A 17,170-nucleotide genomic window follows, 5' to 3' on the forward strand; every position below is an offset into this window, starting at 1 on the left:
GATGTCTTGACCTGAAAGCATTCTGCATTGTCATTACAGTCAATCCAGGCTTTTTGCAGATATGTTAATGTAAGCTTCTGTAATACCTTATACATGCTTGGAAAAGCCTTATGAGCAAAACAACTCAAGAAAATCCGGCAGTCGAGAATTCTACTGTTGAAACTGTGTCAAATACATCAAAGAGCACTACCCGCTCACGAAAAAGTACGGGCACAGCAGTGAAGTCAACAACAGCTGCAACAAAACCGGCCCGCAGTACCACACGTGCTGCCGCTGGCAGAAGCAAAACTGCAGCTGCAACAACAACTACTACTACAAAACCCAGATCTACCGTTAAAACTAAAGTTCAACAGGATAAAACCATGAGTCAGAACACAGTTCGCCGCGTTGCCATTATTGGCGGTAACCGAATTCCATTTGCCCGTTCAAACGGTGCTTATTTTACTGCATCCAACATTGACATGTTCACAGCTGCACTGAACGGTCTGGTTGAACGTTTTAACTTAAAAGGTCAGCGTCTTGGCGAAGTTGTTGCTGGTGCAGTTTTAAAGCACAGCCGTGACTTTAACATGACCCGTGAGTGTGTGTTAAATACTGAACTTGCTCCTGAAACACCTGCTTACGATATTCAACAGGCTTGTGGTACAGGTTTACAGGCAGCGTTCCTTGTTGCAAACAAAATTGCACTGGGTCAGATTGAAGTCGGTGTTGCAGGTGGTGTGGATACCACTTCTGATGCTCCAATTGCATTTGGTGATGGTCTGCGTAAAGCACTGCTTGAGCTGAATATTGCAAAAACAGGTAAAGACCGCTTAAAAGCACTGGCTAAAATCAATGTTAAAGATCTGATGGATGCTCCAAAAAATGGTGAACCACGTACAGGTCTTTCCATGGGTGATCACCAGGCAATCACTACGCTTGAATGGGGAATTCCTCGTGAAGCACAGGATGAACTGGCAGCTGCTTCTCATCAGAAAATGGCAAAAGCCTATGAAGAAGGTTTCTTTGATGACCTGATCACACCTTTCCTGGGTCTTGAGCGTGACAACAACTTACGTGCTGACTCAAGCGTGGAAAAACTGGCAAAACTTAAACCAGCGTTTGGTAAAGGCGATGCACGCACCATGACTGCAGGTAACTCTACACCGTTAACTGATGGTGCTTCATGCGTACTGCTGGCTTCAGAAGAGTGGGCGAAAGCCAATGGTCACGAAGTACTGGCATACTTAACGTTCTCTGAAACTGCAGCTGTAGACTTTGTTGGCAAAAAAGAAGGACTGCTGATGGCTCCTGCATATGCAGTTCCACGCATGCTTGACCGTGCTGGCATTACACTTCAGGACTTCGATTATTACGAAATTCATGAAGCATTTGCATCTCAGGTTCTTTCTACGCTTAAAGCATGGGAAGATCCAAAATTCTGTAAAGAACGTCTGGGACTGGAAGCTCCTTTGGGTTCAATCGACCGTTCAAAACTGAATGTTAAAGGTTCATCTTTAGCAGCTGGTCACCCATTTGCTGCAACTGGCGGCCGTATTATTGCAACTGCTGCAAAACTGTTAAATGAAAAAGGTTCAGGTCGTATTCTGATTTCCATCTGTGCTGCAGGTGGTCAGGGTGTAACAGCGATTGTAGAAAAATAATTTCTACCAATAAGCATTAAACAAAAACAGCCCTCACAGGTTTATACCTATGAGGGCTGTTTTATTCAGGTACTTAAAATTTTACTGTTATATTTTTAAAAAAATTCATTGTAAATATCATGCTGCGTAACGACCGAAGGAATCAGATCTCAGCCCATGCTTTTTCAGTGCACAACCTGGTAACCCATACGGGCTTCAACTGCGTCGTAGATCCACTGGAAAATAAAAGTATAAACCAGGATACACATCGTCAGTCCAAAATCCAGCATTATCGCCTGTAACAGACTCATTTCCATGGCATAAGCCACCATTGGAATCGTGGCAAGCATTAAACCACCCTCAAACCCAACAGCATGGAGTAAACGGATTTTCACTGTTCTTTTCAGTTTACGTTTTGCTTCAAATTTTTCAAAATGATGATTGAACACCATATTCCATATAACGGATGTCACAGCCATGGCAATCCCCAGTGTACCTGTCACATCCAGAGGAACTTTAAAAATCAGACTTAATGCAACCGCAATGATGACCAGCAGAATAATCTCATAGCTCAGCGCATGAATAATCCTTCTTTTGGAAATCAACATAACCACTACTCTTCAACTAAAAATGATATTGTATTTGCAATAAATTGATTAAAAAAGTCAGATACTTTCATTTTAATTGATAGATTAAATTTTACTCAGACCATCACCTGAGAAACTCCTGTTCGGATGCCTCAGAACATTTCAGACATAGAAAACGTACAAACAAATCATGAAGCCGTGTGCCTTTCTTTAATCTGAGCGCTTAATAACTGATAAACATCAGATAAATCTTTACGCTCAGACTGATTAAGCATGCGTTGATGCATCTCCAGAATATTTATATCACCCCGCATAGCGGGTCCTGTCTGCATAAGCTGTGGGTCAGCCTGCTGTGCTTTCTGTGCAGTTTCGTTAATTAAGGGATAAAGCAGACGGAAATCGACCTGTCGGGCATCAACAATCTGTTTTGCCATGTCATAACAGTAGTTACTGAAGTTACAGGCAAACACAGCAGCAAGATGCAGACTGAGCCGCTGTTCCGATGTATAAGCATAGACGCGCTGACTTAAACTTTCAGCAAGTTCAGTCAAGCGTTGCAGGTCTCCAGTATCTGTTGCTTCAACAAATAAAGGGGTACTGCTCCAGTCCACTGTTCTTTCAACACTGAATGTCTGTAGTGGATAAAATACGCCTGCCCGCTGGTGCACTGCTGTCAGCCTGGAAATATGAGTACTGCCTGAAGTATGTACCACAAGCGTATCAGGAAGTACCTGATGAATTGGTACAATGATGTCGCTGATCGCCTGATCACTGACTGCAATAATGCACAACTCAGTTTCAGGACTGAGCAAGTTCAGATCTGAAATGATCTGTGGAGCGTTCTGATCTGCTGTCAGCCCATGAAACTTACCCGTACGACTGAATATCTGGATAATCTCATGCTGATCTTTCAGCACCTGAAACAGATGATATGCAACACGTCCTGCGCCAATAATACTGATTTTCATAAACTCATCATCTTTCATTATCCTGTGGTGAAAGCATGCCCGTAAAAAAAGGACGAATCAATTCGTCCTTTTTTATTTTAAGAAATTTATAAAAAATCAGTTATAAACATTGTTCAGATAAACTGTTCTTTCCTTGGTTTTCTGAATAAAACATTTTGTATACTGCATTTCCTGGTCCTGAGCATACATCGCATCATCCCAGTAACCTGAGTGCTTCTGATAAGTCTCTTTATCACTTTCATTCAGTTGATTTACAGACTTCTGTGCCAGTACTTTACAGTCTACATCACGTTTTTCAAACCAGTCTGACTGATCCTGCTGTAACTGCTGCTTCTGTTCATCTGTAAACTGATCCCAGGTCTGATTCAGACGCTCAACCGCTTTTGCTTTATCTACATCGAACTCTTTTTTACGGATATTCATGGCTTTTTGTGCAAGTTCAGCCTGTGCTGCGTATTCCTGAGAGTTTTTCTCAGAATACTCCACTATTTCTGCATTTTCCTTCTTATATGCAGCGTACTGAACAGCCTTGACGGTCACAAAAACCACTCCATCAATCACACTGCTCTGACCTGGCACATTCAGGCTCAGACCTTCTTTATCCGTTTTTGTGATGCTGTAACTGAAGTCACCTTTCAGCTGATCATCTCCAAGGCTCAGTGCATATTCACCGCCTTCCAGATAATCTCTCAGAGTGGAATTCTGGTTGCCATCCTCACCATCACAGTCCTCACAGATGTTCTGCTCAAGATAAGCATTTTCAGCCCGTTTCTGTAATCCTTTAGGAAAATGTACAATCAGCTGGCTCGAACAGTCGAGCTGTTTTGCCTGCTCAGGATTTTCTGTCAGTGTAGTTACACCCTTTATTTCAAATTTAAGATTTTTAGTGATTTTATCCAGCAGTTCCTGATCTGCACCATAACTGGACTGACGAAGGTCTTTCTCCAGTTTTTTCAGATATTCAGCTTTCATGAAATCCTGCACCTGATTGATATTACCCTGATCAGTACAACTCCAGTCGGACATCACTTCGGTTTTTTCTTCAGCTGTTTCCTTCTTGTTTTTGAAGTAATCACATCCTGACATGAATGTTGCTGAAACGACCAGGATGGAAATTATTGATTTTTTCATCATTTTATTATTAACCAAGTTAAGTTTTGTTCTGCGCCGCGTATTAAATCAAAAACCTGACTGTTTGACGAGTACCAAATAAAAATCCCCACAGATTTGCAGGGATTTTTTTACAGACTGGCTTTATTGCTGCTGTACACCGTTTGCATCAACTGTACTTACACTGCCTGTTTCTGTGTTCAGTACTTCAAAAGCAATACGACGGTTTTTGAAACGGCCTTCCGGCGTTTCATTTTCAGCAACCGGTTTTTCCTGACCAAATCCTACAGCTTTTAACTGAGCAGCATCAACACCTTGCTGTACAAAGTAATCAACAACAGCCTGAGCACGTTTCTGAGACAGTGTTTTATTTGCATCAGGATTACCCGTAGCATCTGTATGACCACCGACAACCAGCTGCACTGATTTCGCATTTTTCAGTACATCCGCTGCTTTATTCAGTACAGCTTTGTTTGCATCAGGAATCGCATTTGAACCTGTAGCAAAATTAATGATCTGTAAATTCAGTGCATCCGCCAGTTCCTGTGCTGTCGTCTGTTCAGCATTCAGCTCAGAAAGTGCTTTTTCTGCACTGCTGATACTTGTGCTTACAGCTGAACTTTCATCCAGTGGAGCAGCAACAGACACTGTCGCATTTTTCAGTAAAGGCTGGATTTTTCCTACTAAAGCTTCTGCTGCCGCCTGATCAGGTGCCTGCACAGTCAACTGATTGCCTGTCCAGTTCAGATTGATACCAGGAACACCTTTCAACAGCTGTAGAACGCCTGGAATTGCATCCTGATCCACAAATTCTTTTGCAAGCTCAGCATTTGTTTCCACCGTACAGTCATTGGCCTGGCTGAACAGTGATTTAATATCTGTTTTCAGTTTTTCAAGGAAACCTGCATCGCCTGAACTGATCTGACAATGTGTCAGCTGACCAGCCTGATCCGTCACCAGCTGTAGCGAAGATGCTTTAAGATCAGCGCTCTGTGAACTGACTGCACCTGCTCCTACATCAACATCTTTTTTGGTACTGCAGGATTTATACAGGAATGCGATCAGTCCAAGTAAAACCAGTAATGCAATTAAAGGCAGTAAAAAACCGGATTTCTTTTCTTCTTTTTGTGGAGGAGTTGAAGAAAGAGTCGGTTGAGTCACAACTTTTGGTGCCGCTGTGGTCGCTGCTGCTGCAACACTGCCAATACCAAATGCAGAAAGAATGGAAGCCGCCCATACCGGTACTTTACTGCTGATACTGCCAATCTGGCTCTGAATCAGTTTTACAATATCCTGCGGATGACTGCTGCCTGCTTCATCAGAAAGCAGACCTAAAGTTGGTGCAATAGCTTTACTGAGCACATTTTCAGTCTCATTCAGAGGCGCATCGCCACTGACCTGACTTAAAAACTGCAGTTTCAGATCAGTACCTGTTCTGAAGAGATCAGAAAAACGAGGATTCAGCTGGTTCTGTAAAGCACCAATCAGATCTGGATGAGCTTTTAAAATGGATAAAAGCACAGGATAAAAAGATGCAAGCGCTTGAGTTTTCTCAGGTAAATAGCCTGTTTCACCATCAAGTACAGCTGCCGTAACTTTATTTTTGAGTAGTTCAATTAAATCTGTCATTTAAAATTCCTCTTATTTTCGTTTTTTCTTTTGACCTATAAAAGTTTATAGAGAGTATTTTAATATTTTGTTAATTATTTGTTTTTTTAGGTTTGATTTGTGAATAAAAACACATAAAAAAGCCAGCCGAAGCTGACTTTTATACAAAATTTAAGCTCGGATGACTTAAGCTGTAAATGTGCGGATCGCTTTTCCGGTCACTTTCTGCCCGATCAGAGGTGTGTTTTTACCCTGTGAAACAATACTTTTTTTATCAAGTGTCCATTCCAGTTCAGGATCAATCAACACAAGCCCTGCTTCATTTTCCCAGCGTTCTGCCATGTTCGCGACTTTTGCAGGAGCAAGCGTCACTTTTTCCACCCATTGTAACGGTGTGAACAACTCTTCTTTAATCAGCTGCACACCAAGTGGCACATAACTGTCAAATGCTGTCAGACCAGGTTCTGTTTCAGCAAACGGTGCCATTTTGGCAGAGCTGCTTAAAGGTTCATGATGAGTACAGATTGCATCAATAACACCCTCTCTCACCGCATTACGCAGAACCTGTTTGTCATGCTCAGAACGTAACGGTGGGCGTACATGTGCCAGCGGGTTAAAACCATCAATCAAAGCATCAGTTAAATGGAGCTGATGCATTGCAACATCAGCAGTCACCGGCAGACCTTTGGCTTTGGCAATTTTAATCAGTTCCACTGACTCAGCACAGGACAGCAGCCCGAAGTGCGCATGAACACCTGTGACTTCAACCATCAACAGATATTTAGCAATCGCAATGGTTTCAGCAAGAGCCGGAATCATCGGTAAACCCTGGCGCGAAGCGATGAAGCCTTCATGCACACAGCCATCTTTGGCAATCTGATGTTCTTCTGCATAGAAGACCACAGTCATGTCCAGACCTGCTGCATATTCCAGGGTACGGATGACCACATCATCATCTGCAAATGGAGCATTAGCATTGGTCACTGCAGTACAGCCACCCTTTTTCAGACCCGCCATATTTGCAGGCTGTTTGCCATTTAAACCCTGGGTCTGTGCGCCAATCACCTGTAGGTAAATTCCACCATCCAGCATCGCTTTTTCAACCAGACCATGAATCAATGCACCATTATCCTGAACAATCGGTTTGGAATCAGGTGGGGTAAATACATGCAGAATACCGTTTTCACGGGCAGCCTTACCTTCCGACTTCAAAGTCCCATGCTGTTGCTGACCTGGTTCACGCATACGTGCGCAGAGATCCACCATGGTTGGCATGAGCCATTTACCCTGACCATCAATGGTTTCAGCAATCTGACTCTGATCCGGTCGGATATCCAGCAGTTTGCCATTTTCAATATGCACCGTCTGAACCTGATCAGTCTGTTTTACAGGGTCCAGGACACGGACATTTTCAATTTTTACAATAGTCATGACGTTTTCTGCCCCTTATCCTGCAATCGCTTCCAGTAAACCCTGTTCTTCCAGCTGCCCCTGCATGGACAGTGCAAGTACTGCCATACGCACAGCGATCCCATTGGTGACCTGATGCAGAATCACCGACTGGTCACCGTCAGCAATACTCGAATCAATTTCCACACCACGGTTCATCGGACCTGGATGCATCACGATACAGTCTGGTTTTGCCAGTGCAAGACGTTCCTGATTCAGACCATACATTTTGTAGAATTCAGCCTGAGATGACAGTGCCGGCGAATCAATCCGTTCATTCTGAATACGTAAGGTAATAATCACATCACAGTCTTTAATCCCTTCATTCATTTTATTGAACAGGCGAACACCCTCACCATATTCATTAAAACCATGAGGTAAAAGCGTATTCGGTGCAATCACACGAATATCTTTACAGCCTAAAGTCTGTAATGCAGCAATATCAGAACGGGCAACACGGGAATGTTTGATGTCGCCAATAATTGCCAGGCTGATATCTTCAAAATTCTTTTTAGTTTCACGGCGAATGGTCAGCATATCCAGCATCGCCTGAGTCGGATGCGCATGACGCCCGTCTCCAGCATTGATAATTGCCACATTCGGGCAGATATCTTTGGCAATAAAATGTGCTGCACCAGAAGATGAGTGACGTACCACAAAAATATCGGCAGCCATTGCTTCAAGATTCCACAGTGTGTCCCGCAGGGTTTCACCTTTGGACGTACTTGAACGGGCAATATCAATATTTAAAACATTGGCAGATAAGCGTTTTGCAGCGGCTTCAAAAGTCGTTCTGGTACGGGTGGAGTTTTCAAAGAACAGGTTCATCACTGTACGACCTTCTAAGAGGTTATTCGTTACAAGTTGATTTTGATCATTGATAAAAGAATGGGCTGTATCGAGAATTTTTGTCAGAGTTGCTTTAGAAAGCCCCTCGATGGTGATGAAATGTTTGAGATTTCCATCTTTATTCAGTTGAATCTGACTCGGTGTATGCAATGCCGCCAAGTGCATGAGAGATTCCTTAGAGGTTAAGTTAACGCATTATACAGATTTCCATTGCTTTTCGCAGTTGAAGTTTTGGGCATTTGCAACGATTCACTCAACAGACAAGTATGTACTGAATATTCTCCATTCCCGTTCAACACACCTTTTGAACCTACAGAGTCCAGTCACTTCTGATCAGTGCAATACAGACTGCTCTGCTTTTTACAGCCATGTATTGCACTCTTTTTTAACGAAGTGCCCCAATATAGTGATGTGAAACCTGTGCCTTATAAATTTCTTCTGCGCTAAGCTCATCTGAACTTTCTGTCTGATATGCACGGGGTAGTTTTTCTGCCTCACCCGATTTATCAGCAGAAACTGACCTTGTTTTTTCCTGATCTACAAACAGCTGAAGTTTCATGCCTAGACGGCTGAGTTCTTCATCCTGAGCTGCAAAGGCAAGCTGCACCACATATTCAGCATAAGCAGGATTTTCCACCAGATACATGACATCAATCACTCGCCCTGATACCCGTCTCAGACGGGCAAGTATCAGCGTTGCAATTGAAAACACATCTGTACGGGACAGAAAAGTTGAGCCAGTATCCATAAATTCCCCCATTCAATCAATTAACCACCTGAAAACCAGGTGAAACTGATCAATGGTTTAGCAATATTTATACCAGAGCAAAGACAGTCAAATACAGAACATCAAGCTCACAACCTTATTCAAAGCAAAAATGATCTGAATTTACTGATTTAAGTTTGAGAATGATGGAATTCAGACATCAATCCAATACGACAGACTACTGATTAAGCGAATATCATTATGTCTCAGGAACTTTACTATTAATTGTATGGGCTGTTACTGACCATAAAAATGCGTCCAGCACATATGCAGAGAAATTACGATCAACACCAGTCCCATTACAATATTAAAGATACGTGCTCTGTGACCTGTATTGAGAAATGCAGCCAGCATTTCCCCTGCCACACCCCATATCCATAATGACAGATAACAGACCACAAAATAAATCAGGATAAAAAGCACAAGTATCTTCGGGTTCTGAGACGCGGAAAACAAAGCAGTTCCCGCTACAGCAGCGATCCATGCTTTAGGGTTTAACCACTGCATGAGTACGCCCTGCATAAAACCAGGAACCTGAGCGGTTATACTTTCCTCAGATGACACAGATTGTTCTGTGGAAGAAATGTCCCCTGTAATCCGCTCGCCTTTTGCCATCAGAATATTAAAACCGATCTAGACCAGTAACGCTGTTCCGAGTAAGCTGATCACATTCAGTAAAACTGGATAGATCATAATAAACTGATACAGTCCAAAGCAGACAGCCGCCAGCAACAGCGTAAAACCAAACGTTGCACCCGAAATAAAAGCCATGACAGGCTTTACACCATAATTCATACTGCTGCTGAGAATGGTCAGGTTGACAGGTCCAGGTGAAATGGACATGGATAATGAAAAACTGATCATTGAAATGATGAGAGCCAGCATAGGTTTATTTTCTTTTTTCAGTCACTTATTTATCTGGTTGAACTGACCGATTTCAATTAATTTTTCATCTTTATTTTGCAAACTTATCTCTGACCCACTAAAAAAATCAAACTTCGTGTGTCTCTACAAGTATTCGTCACGAAAATAAGCTAAAATACTCGTTTGCTTTTTTGCTGCTGGAAATATTCATGAATGCTAAACCCCGTCTTTCTACATATTGGGTCACCTGTGCAGATGGACTTGAAACCCTGCTACAGGAAGAAATTGAAGGTTTAGGCGTTCAGAATATCGAAAAATTTCCAGGACGCCTTGTTTTCAAAGGCAAACTTGAAGATGCGTACCGTATCTGCATGTGGTCACGTCTGGCTTCACGTGTACTGACTCCTATTCATGTGCATGAGCTGGACTTCACGCACGATGCCCGCGATGTCGCAGAAGAACTTTATGAGGGTGCCATCAATTTTGACTGGTCACTGATTTTTGCCCCACAGAGCACTTTTGCAATCCGACTTCATGTAGAGCGTGATATTAAGGTCAACACTCAGTTTGCTACCCTGCGTGTAAAAGATGGCGTAGTGGATTCCTTTATGGAAGCTGTAGGTAAACGCCCAAGCATTGACATCAAGCAGCCAGAAATCACGCTGTATGTACTTGCAGGTAAAACGGCACATACTTATTGCCTGGATTTATCAGGCGATTCCCTGCATAAGCGTGGCTACCGTCACTATATGACAGATGCGCCGATTAAAGAAAACCTTGCCGCTGCCATCCTGCAGAAAGCAAAACTCAAAGAACGCAACCCTGACATTATCCTGGACCCAATGTGTGGTTCAGGGACGTTTATTATTGAATCTTTAATGATTCTGACAGATCGTGCACCTGGTTTGGTACGACGTTTCGGTTTTAATGGCTGGAACGGTCATGACCATGAACTATGGATGTCCATTAAAGGTGAAGCTGCTGAACGTCATAAAACAGCTCTGGCTCAACCACTTCCACAGTTTTATGCTTTCGATGCTGACTGGGAAGCAGTCAAAGCAACCAAACAGAATATTATTGCAGCCGGTTTTGAATCTGTACTTGATCAGATCAAAATGGAAGAACGCACGCTGGCGGACTGGCCTGATTTCAAAGCTGAGGGTAAAAAGTCCTTTATTGTGACTAACCCACCATACGGTGAACGTCTGGGCGACAAAGCATCCAACCGTTCGCTGTACTTAGGCTTATCTGCTCTGCTGCAAAAGAATTTTCCAAACCAGTATGCGGCAGTGATTGCTGCTGCGGTTGAACAGGCAGATGTACTGGCATTCAACAATCCTCAGATTCTGCGTCTGATGAACGGTAAATTACCAATTTATGTACGTTTTGGTGATATTAAGCCTGCCACTGTGAGCCGTCCATTCCTGGCTGAATGGCAACCACAGCAGTTCGAAGCTATTGAAGGTGCTGAAGACTTTACCAATCGCCTGCAAAAAAACATGCAGGCGTTAAAAAAATGGGCAGTGAAAGAAAATATTTACTGCCTGCGTCTATACGATGCCGACCTGCCTGATTTTAATGTCGCAGTAGATCTGTACGGTGATCGCCTGCACGTACAGGAATATGCACCACCAAAAACCATTGACCCTGAAAAAGCGAAGAAACGTTTCAACCTCGCTTTAGCTGCAATCCGTGCAGTAACAGGTCTTGGTCGTGATGCTATTTTCATTAAAACCCGTGCCCGCCAGGAAGGTAAAACTCAATATGAGAAGCAAAGTACTGCTTCCAAGCGCTTTATCGTTCAGGAAGGCAAAGCAAAAATTCTGGTCAATTTAACTGACTACTTAGATACAGGTTTATTCCTGGATCACCGTCAGATGCGTCTGCGCATAGCGGCTGAAGCCAAAGGCAAACACTTCCTGAATCTGTACAGTTATACGTCCACAGCCAGCTTACACGCAGCTTTAGGTGGTGCAGCCAGTACCACAAGTGTCGATCTGTCCAATACCTATCTGAACTGGTCCAAAGAAAACTTCGTTTTAAACGGCCTGACGGTTGATCATCCAGATGAACAGCATCAGTTCTTCTCAAGTGACTGTTTTGAATGGTTAAAAGAAGGTCATGAACAGTATGACCTGATCTTTATTGATCCACCGACATTTTCAAACTCGAAAAAATTCTACGGAACCTTTGATGTTCAGCGTGACCACAACTCACTGCTGAAACGTGCCATGAACCGTCTGACAACAGGTGGCACACTTTACTTCTCAAACAACTACCGTGGTTTTGAGATGGATGAAGAAGTTCAGGCAATGTACGATGTGGTTGAAATCAGTAACGAAACCATCGGGCAGGATTTCAAACGTAATCAGAAAATCCACCGCGCCTGGAAAATTCAGCATCCACCGGTGTGATGCTGAATTTTTAACTCAGACTATCGCATTTCAATGGTAATTCCATTCGGATAAGTCACTGTAATATTGTCATAACTTTGCTTGTAAACTATGTTGTTTACAGGCAAAGTTTTTTCATCCTGTAAAATTCGTGCCTTATCATCTGCTTTTTTCTTCTGAATCAGGTAATCACTCATTTCAGAACCTTCAAGATTTTTTTCCTGAATATTCTGATTGTTCTGACTCACCAGTCGATGAGCCTCTTTCTGATGATCCGCTTTAGAAGTTTCCTCATCCGATTTAAATTTCTGTAATGCAGAAGAATTCACATAACCATTTTCACCAGCTGTATCCGCCAGAGACTGATCGGACAAAGCCACTCCAGCTGCCTGAACAAAAATCGGAACGCTGCTGCAGATTACAACAAGTATTCCTGTTTTTATGACACTTTTCTGACTTTTATTGTTATTCATCATCATGATGCTGTATTCCATTTTATTATGCAGAATTACGCTAACAAGTTTAGTCATACACAACAAGGACTGTTCAGGACAAGCCGACATATAGCAGAAAATTCATTTTTATTTTCACATAATTATTTGATTATCATAATAATTCCATATGTCTGATTATTGTAAATTTCATCACACAATAAAAAACCACCCGCAGGTGGTTTCTGATGATGAATCAAGCTTATTCTTTTCTGTATGACTGCTGCCCATATTTATAATCAAGCCGCATGATCATGTTATTCCCATCACGCTGAACCTGACCCTGCTGCTGCATTGCCTGAATCATATTTTCCACTTCCTGATCCGACATGCTCCGACCAGCATTCTGCAGATAATTATTCATCATTGCTTTCAGAAGTGCTTTATCAAACTGAATATCCGCACTGAAATCCAGCAGGCTTGGAACCATCTGAACAAAACCTGTAATTGAACCATGATGACCAGGCATCAGCTTTCCTGTCAGACTCGCTTTCGCCTCACCACCGGATGCTTTAATCATATTGTCTTTCGACTCAAAGTTAAAACCATCCCCTATAACGGCAAGCAAAGAATCCAGCAGTACCTGAGTTTCTGCATCTGATGACGTACAGGTCTGATTAAAATTTTCAAGTGTGTCAAAAAAGCTCTGAACTTTTTTCAGCTTAAGATCTTTCAGATTCATATTCATGGAAAATTCGTCAAATGAACCCGCTGCCGGCATGGTCATTTTGCCAATGTTGAACTGTGTAGCAATATCTACAGTCTGCTCATGTACTTTTGTTGTACTTTCAAGATGCATATTTTTGATACTGCCCGCAGACTTGCCAGCACCTTCATTACGACTCATGGAAGATATACTTAAAATGGTATATCCATCCTTTAAAGTCCCTTTATTCAGCCCCTGACTGGTTTCAAGCACAATATCCTGAGCCAGTAAATGAGCATCCTTTTCAGTCATATTGATCACAGGTATGGAAAGTTTTACAGCCGAAAGGCGGGTATCCTGACCTGGGTAGGACTGCGTGCGTATTTCAGCATTCAGGGCATCCATTCTGACACTCATCCCATTTACATTTTCTGTGATTGCCGGCAACTTAAAATGTGTTCGGGACTGCCCAAGCCAGTTGATTGTTGTATCGGCTTTGACTCCCCCTTTCAGATATTTAATGGCTTCGGGTTTACCCTGGTGCACTTTAGAATCAGAATTCACAGCATAACCTGTCAATGTTCTTCTGATCTGATCCTTGCCTTTTAAAATAACAAACTCAGCAGGTATACATGGGTCAGGTATAAATGTCATCATCCAGCTGGCAGACCCCGTCATGAGCCCCATCTGAAAATCCGAATATTGCATTTTAATATTTGCATCTGCCGATACATCAGGTTTTTGCTCATAAAATGCCTGAAGCACTTTATCTGCATATATGTTTCCACCGACTGCAACAGCTCCCAGAAACACAATACCCCCTATACCCCATTTTATTTTTGACATCTATATCTCATTTTGATCTTTTTATGCGATTGATTATAGCCAAAACAACTGAAATTAAAAAACTTTTTATTCCAACTTAATGTTTAAATCCATAAATTTCCAGACATTCATTCAACTGCTTCATGGATGAAAATCCATAGGCAATAAAAAAACCTGACCGAAGCCAGGTTTTTTATTTCAATACTTAGTTTTAAATCAGTTCAAATTAACTCAATTTCAGTTTCCCAAAATCAAGATGACCATCTTCAGCACTGATTAAAACAGTATCGCCCGCAGTAAAATCACCTGCCAGGATACGTTGTGCTAAAGTATTTTCAACCTGTTGCTGGATCGCACGTTTCAATGGACGCGCACCATATACGGGATCAAAACCAGCATCAATCAGGATATCGAAAGCCTGATCATCCACTTTCAATCCAATGTCACGCTCAGCTAAACGAGAGCGTAAACGATCCAGTTGAATGTCCGCAATGCCGCGAATCTGCGATTTTTTCAATGAATGGAATACCACCAGCTCATCAATACGGTTGATAAATTCAGGACGGAAATGTTGCGATACCGCACCCATTACCACCGCACGAACTTCTTCATCCGTAGCACCATCGCCAAGCTCACGTACATCACTTGAACCTAAGTTCGATGTCATCACAATCACTGTATTTTTAAAGTCAATCAAACGACCTTGCGAATCCGTCAATCGACCATCATCCAATACCTGTAAAAGAATATTGAATACATCAGGATGCGCTTTCTCTACTTCGTCAAACAATACAATACTGTATGGTTTACGACGTACGGCTTCAGTCAGCACACCGCCTTCTTCATAGCCGACATAACCTGGAGGCGCACCCACCAGACGACTGACCGAGTGTTTTTCCATGAATTCAGACATATCGATACGGATAATCGCATCATCACTGTCGAATAAGAAATTACCCAAGGCTTTGGTCAATTCAGTTTTACCCACACCTGTTGGTCCAAGGAATAAGAATGAGCCACTTGGACGATTCGGATCAGATAATCCTGCACGTGAACGACGCACTGCATTCGACACCGCAACCACAGCTTCATCCTGACCAACCACACGGTTATGTAAGAATTCTTCCATGTGAAGAAGTTTCTCACGTTCACCTTGCAGCATTTTCGAAACAGGAATCCCTGTTGCAGCACTGACCACTTCAGCAATTTCATTTTCAGTGACTTTGGTACGAATCAGTTTCGGTTCTTCATTGGTTTCCGCAACTTCTTCTTCATTCAAGCGTTTTTGCAGTTCTGGAATCACGCCATATTGCAAACGGCTTGCTTCAGCCAGATCACCTTCACGTTGCGCTTTTTCAAAGGCTGTACGTGCTTTATCCAACTCAACCTGTGCCTGATTTGTACCATCAACTAAACGTTTTTCCGCAATCCACACTTCTTCAAGATCGCTATACTCTTTTTGAACTTCTTGAATCTGTTTTTCGAGATGTTCAACTTCAGCTTTAGACACAGAATCAGCATCTTTTTTCACTGCTTCCAGCTGCATTTTCAACTGGATTAAGCGACGATCCAAACGGTCTAATGGCTCAGGTTTTGAGTCAATTTCCATTTTGATTCGTGATGCAGCTTCATCAATCAAGTCAATCGCTTTATCGGGTAATTGGCGATCTGTAATGTAACGATGTGACATTTTCGCCGCAGCAATAATCGCTGAGTCCAAAATCTGCACACCATGATGGGTTGCATATTTGTCTTTTAAACCACGTAAAATTGCAATGGTATCTTCCACACTTGGTTCATCGACCAAAACTTTTTGGAAACGACGCTCAAGTGCCGCATCTTTTTCAATGAACTGACGGTATTCATCTAAAGTGGTTGCACCTACACAGCGTAGTTCACCACGTGCCAATGCAGGTTTGAGCATATTGCCCGCATCCATCGCGCCATCGCCTTTACCTGCACCGACAAGTGTATGCAACTCGTCAATGAACAGGATGATTTCACCATCGTATTTGGCTAAGTCTTTCAGAACTGCTTTTAGACGTTCTTCGAACTCACCACGATATTTTGCACCTGCAAGTAAAGAACCTAAATCAAGTGAAAGAACACGTTTTCCTTTCAGGCTTTCAGGGACTTCACCATTGACAATACGCTGTGCTAAACCTTCAACAATCGCAGTTTTACCCACACCTGGTTCACCAATCAACACAGGGTTGTTTTTGGTACGGCGTGATAAGACCTGAATGGTACGGCGAATTTCTTCATCACGACCAATTACAGGGTCAAGCTTGCCTGACAATGCACGCTCAGTCAGGTCAACGGTATATTTATTTAACGAATCACGTTGATCTTCATGGTTATTTGCCATCACTTGCTCACCACCTCGTATATTTTCAATCGCTTTGCGCAGTTTGTCTGTCGTCACACCCACGCTTGTGAATAATGTTTTGGTTGCACCAGTTTCAGCAAGTGCCAGAATCACCCAATCAGTTGATAAAAACTCATCGCCTGCTTTTTGTGCATAACTGTCTGCTAAGTTAAGCGCACGAACCGCTTCAGGATTAAGGTTAATATCCCCTGTTGGCGTACCGATTTTCGGTGCATCGTTGATTGCCTTTTGCAGCTTCGTTTTCAGCTCAGGAAGATTTGCACCTGACTGTTGTAATAAACTCAGGTTCGACGGCTCTTCCAGTAAAGCAGAAAGAATGTGAATACCCTCAATCGCAGTATTGTCATTCCCCATCGCGAGAGATTGAGCATCAGATAAGGCTTGCTGCAGGCGGTTGGTAAATTTTTCAAATCGCATTCTTGTTATTCCTCACAACAAATTTTGTACTTGAATAATAAATGGGAACGCTTGGTCGGATTTCAATAGACAAATTAAATTATTTTATATACTTTTCAAAAACTTACTATTTTAATCAGAATAGATTTCAGTATTAATATCTGTGCTGATTCAACTTTTTTCAAGTCAGTACTTTAGAAAAATATA

Annotated in this window: 12 protein-coding genes and 1 pseudogene; 2 read left to right on the forward strand and 11 right to left on the reverse strand. The window is 42.4% G+C overall.

All coding sequences use genetic code 11. From position 1 onward, the window contains the following. The first annotated feature begins 110 nt into the window (after positions 1 to 110). Positions 111 to 1,643, forward strand: coding sequence for an acetyl-CoA C-acetyltransferase (locus tag CDG61_RS10450; protein ID WP_087550931.1), 1,533 nt, complete (start codon positions 111 to 113; stop codon positions 1,641 to 1,643). Between the two features lie 164 nt (positions 1,644 to 1,807). Here the strand turns inward: CDG61_RS10450 and aceI are convergent, their stop codons facing one another. From aceI to CDG61_RS10490, 8 genes and pseudogenes are all read right to left on the reverse strand, one after another. After that, complete coding sequence (gene aceI, locus CDG61_RS10455; protein WP_087550930.1) at positions 1,808 to 2,230, reverse strand: chlorhexidine efflux PACE transporter AceI; 423 nt, start codon at positions 2,228 to 2,230, stop codon at positions 1,808 to 1,810. A gap of 167 nt (positions 2,231 to 2,397) precedes the next feature. Continuing rightward, the gene (locus CDG61_RS10460; RefSeq protein ID WP_087551071.1) at positions 2,398 to 3,177 is read right to left on the reverse strand and encodes a Rossmann-like and DUF2520 domain-containing protein; all 780 of its coding nucleotides are present in this window, start codon (positions 3,175 to 3,177) and stop codon (positions 2,398 to 2,400) included. 96 nt (positions 3,178 to 3,273) lie between these two features. Then, complete coding sequence (locus tag CDG61_RS10465; RefSeq protein ID WP_087551070.1) at positions 3,274 to 4,308, reverse strand: lysozyme inhibitor LprI family protein; 1,035 nt, start codon at positions 4,306 to 4,308, stop codon at positions 3,274 to 3,276. Positions 4,309 to 4,431: 123 nt separating this feature from the next. Beyond that, positions 4,432 to 5,916 (reverse strand): OmpA family protein, encoded by a 1,485-nt coding sequence (locus CDG61_RS10470; RefSeq protein ID WP_087550929.1) that lies wholly within the window; start codon positions 5,914 to 5,916, stop codon positions 4,432 to 4,434. Positions 5,917 to 6,081: 165 nt separating this feature from the next. After that, positions 6,082 to 7,326: a dihydroorotase gene (locus CDG61_RS10475; RefSeq protein WP_087550928.1), complete on the reverse strand. Its 1,245-nt coding sequence runs from the start codon at positions 7,324 to 7,326 to the stop codon at positions 6,082 to 6,084. Between the two features lie 15 nt (positions 7,327 to 7,341). Then, positions 7,342 to 8,358 (reverse strand): aspartate carbamoyltransferase catalytic subunit, encoded by a 1,017-nt coding sequence (locus CDG61_RS10480; RefSeq protein ID WP_087512391.1) that lies wholly within the window; start codon positions 8,356 to 8,358, stop codon positions 7,342 to 7,344. A 220-nt stretch (positions 8,359 to 8,578) separates the two neighbouring features. Further along, positions 8,579 to 8,941, reverse strand: a complete 363-nt coding sequence (locus CDG61_RS10485; protein WP_228199565.1) for a hypothetical protein — start codon at positions 8,939 to 8,941, stop codon at positions 8,579 to 8,581. A gap of 255 nt (positions 8,942 to 9,196) precedes the next feature. Then, a pseudogene (locus CDG61_RS10490) lies at positions 9,197 to 9,844 on the reverse strand (LysE family translocator). 188 nt (positions 9,845 to 10,032) lie between these two features. Between CDG61_RS10490 and rlmKL the strand changes: the two are divergent. Further along, positions 10,033 to 12,237, forward strand: coding sequence for a bifunctional 23S rRNA (guanine(2069)-N(7))-methyltransferase RlmK/23S rRNA (guanine(2445)-N(2))-methyltransferase RlmL (gene rlmKL, locus CDG61_RS10495; RefSeq protein ID WP_087512394.1), 2,205 nt, complete (start codon positions 10,033 to 10,035; stop codon positions 12,235 to 12,237). 20 nt (positions 12,238 to 12,257) lie between these two features. Here rlmKL and CDG61_RS10500 read toward each other — a convergent pair whose 3' ends face one another. The 3 genes from CDG61_RS10500 to clpB all read right to left on the reverse strand — a co-directional run bounded on the left by CDG61_RS10500 (position 12,258) and on the right by clpB (position 16,984). After that, positions 12,258 to 12,746, reverse strand: coding sequence for a hypothetical protein (locus CDG61_RS10500; RefSeq protein ID WP_147387785.1), 489 nt, complete (start codon positions 12,744 to 12,746; stop codon positions 12,258 to 12,260). A 163-nt stretch (positions 12,747 to 12,909) separates the two neighbouring features. Further along, positions 12,910 to 14,199, reverse strand: coding sequence for a DUF945 family protein (locus CDG61_RS10505; protein WP_087550926.1), 1,290 nt, complete (start codon positions 14,197 to 14,199; stop codon positions 12,910 to 12,912). A gap of 205 nt (positions 14,200 to 14,404) precedes the next feature. Continuing rightward, positions 14,405 to 16,984, reverse strand: coding sequence for an ATP-dependent chaperone ClpB (gene clpB / locus CDG61_RS10510; RefSeq protein ID WP_087550925.1), 2,580 nt, complete (start codon positions 16,982 to 16,984; stop codon positions 14,405 to 14,407). Positions 16,985 to 17,170 lie beyond the last annotated feature (186 nt).

Origin of the sequence: Acinetobacter sp. WCHAc010052, from assembly GCF_002165295.2 — a bacterium.
GTDB lineage: Bacteria > Pseudomonadota > Gammaproteobacteria > Pseudomonadales > Moraxellaceae > Acinetobacter > Acinetobacter chinensis.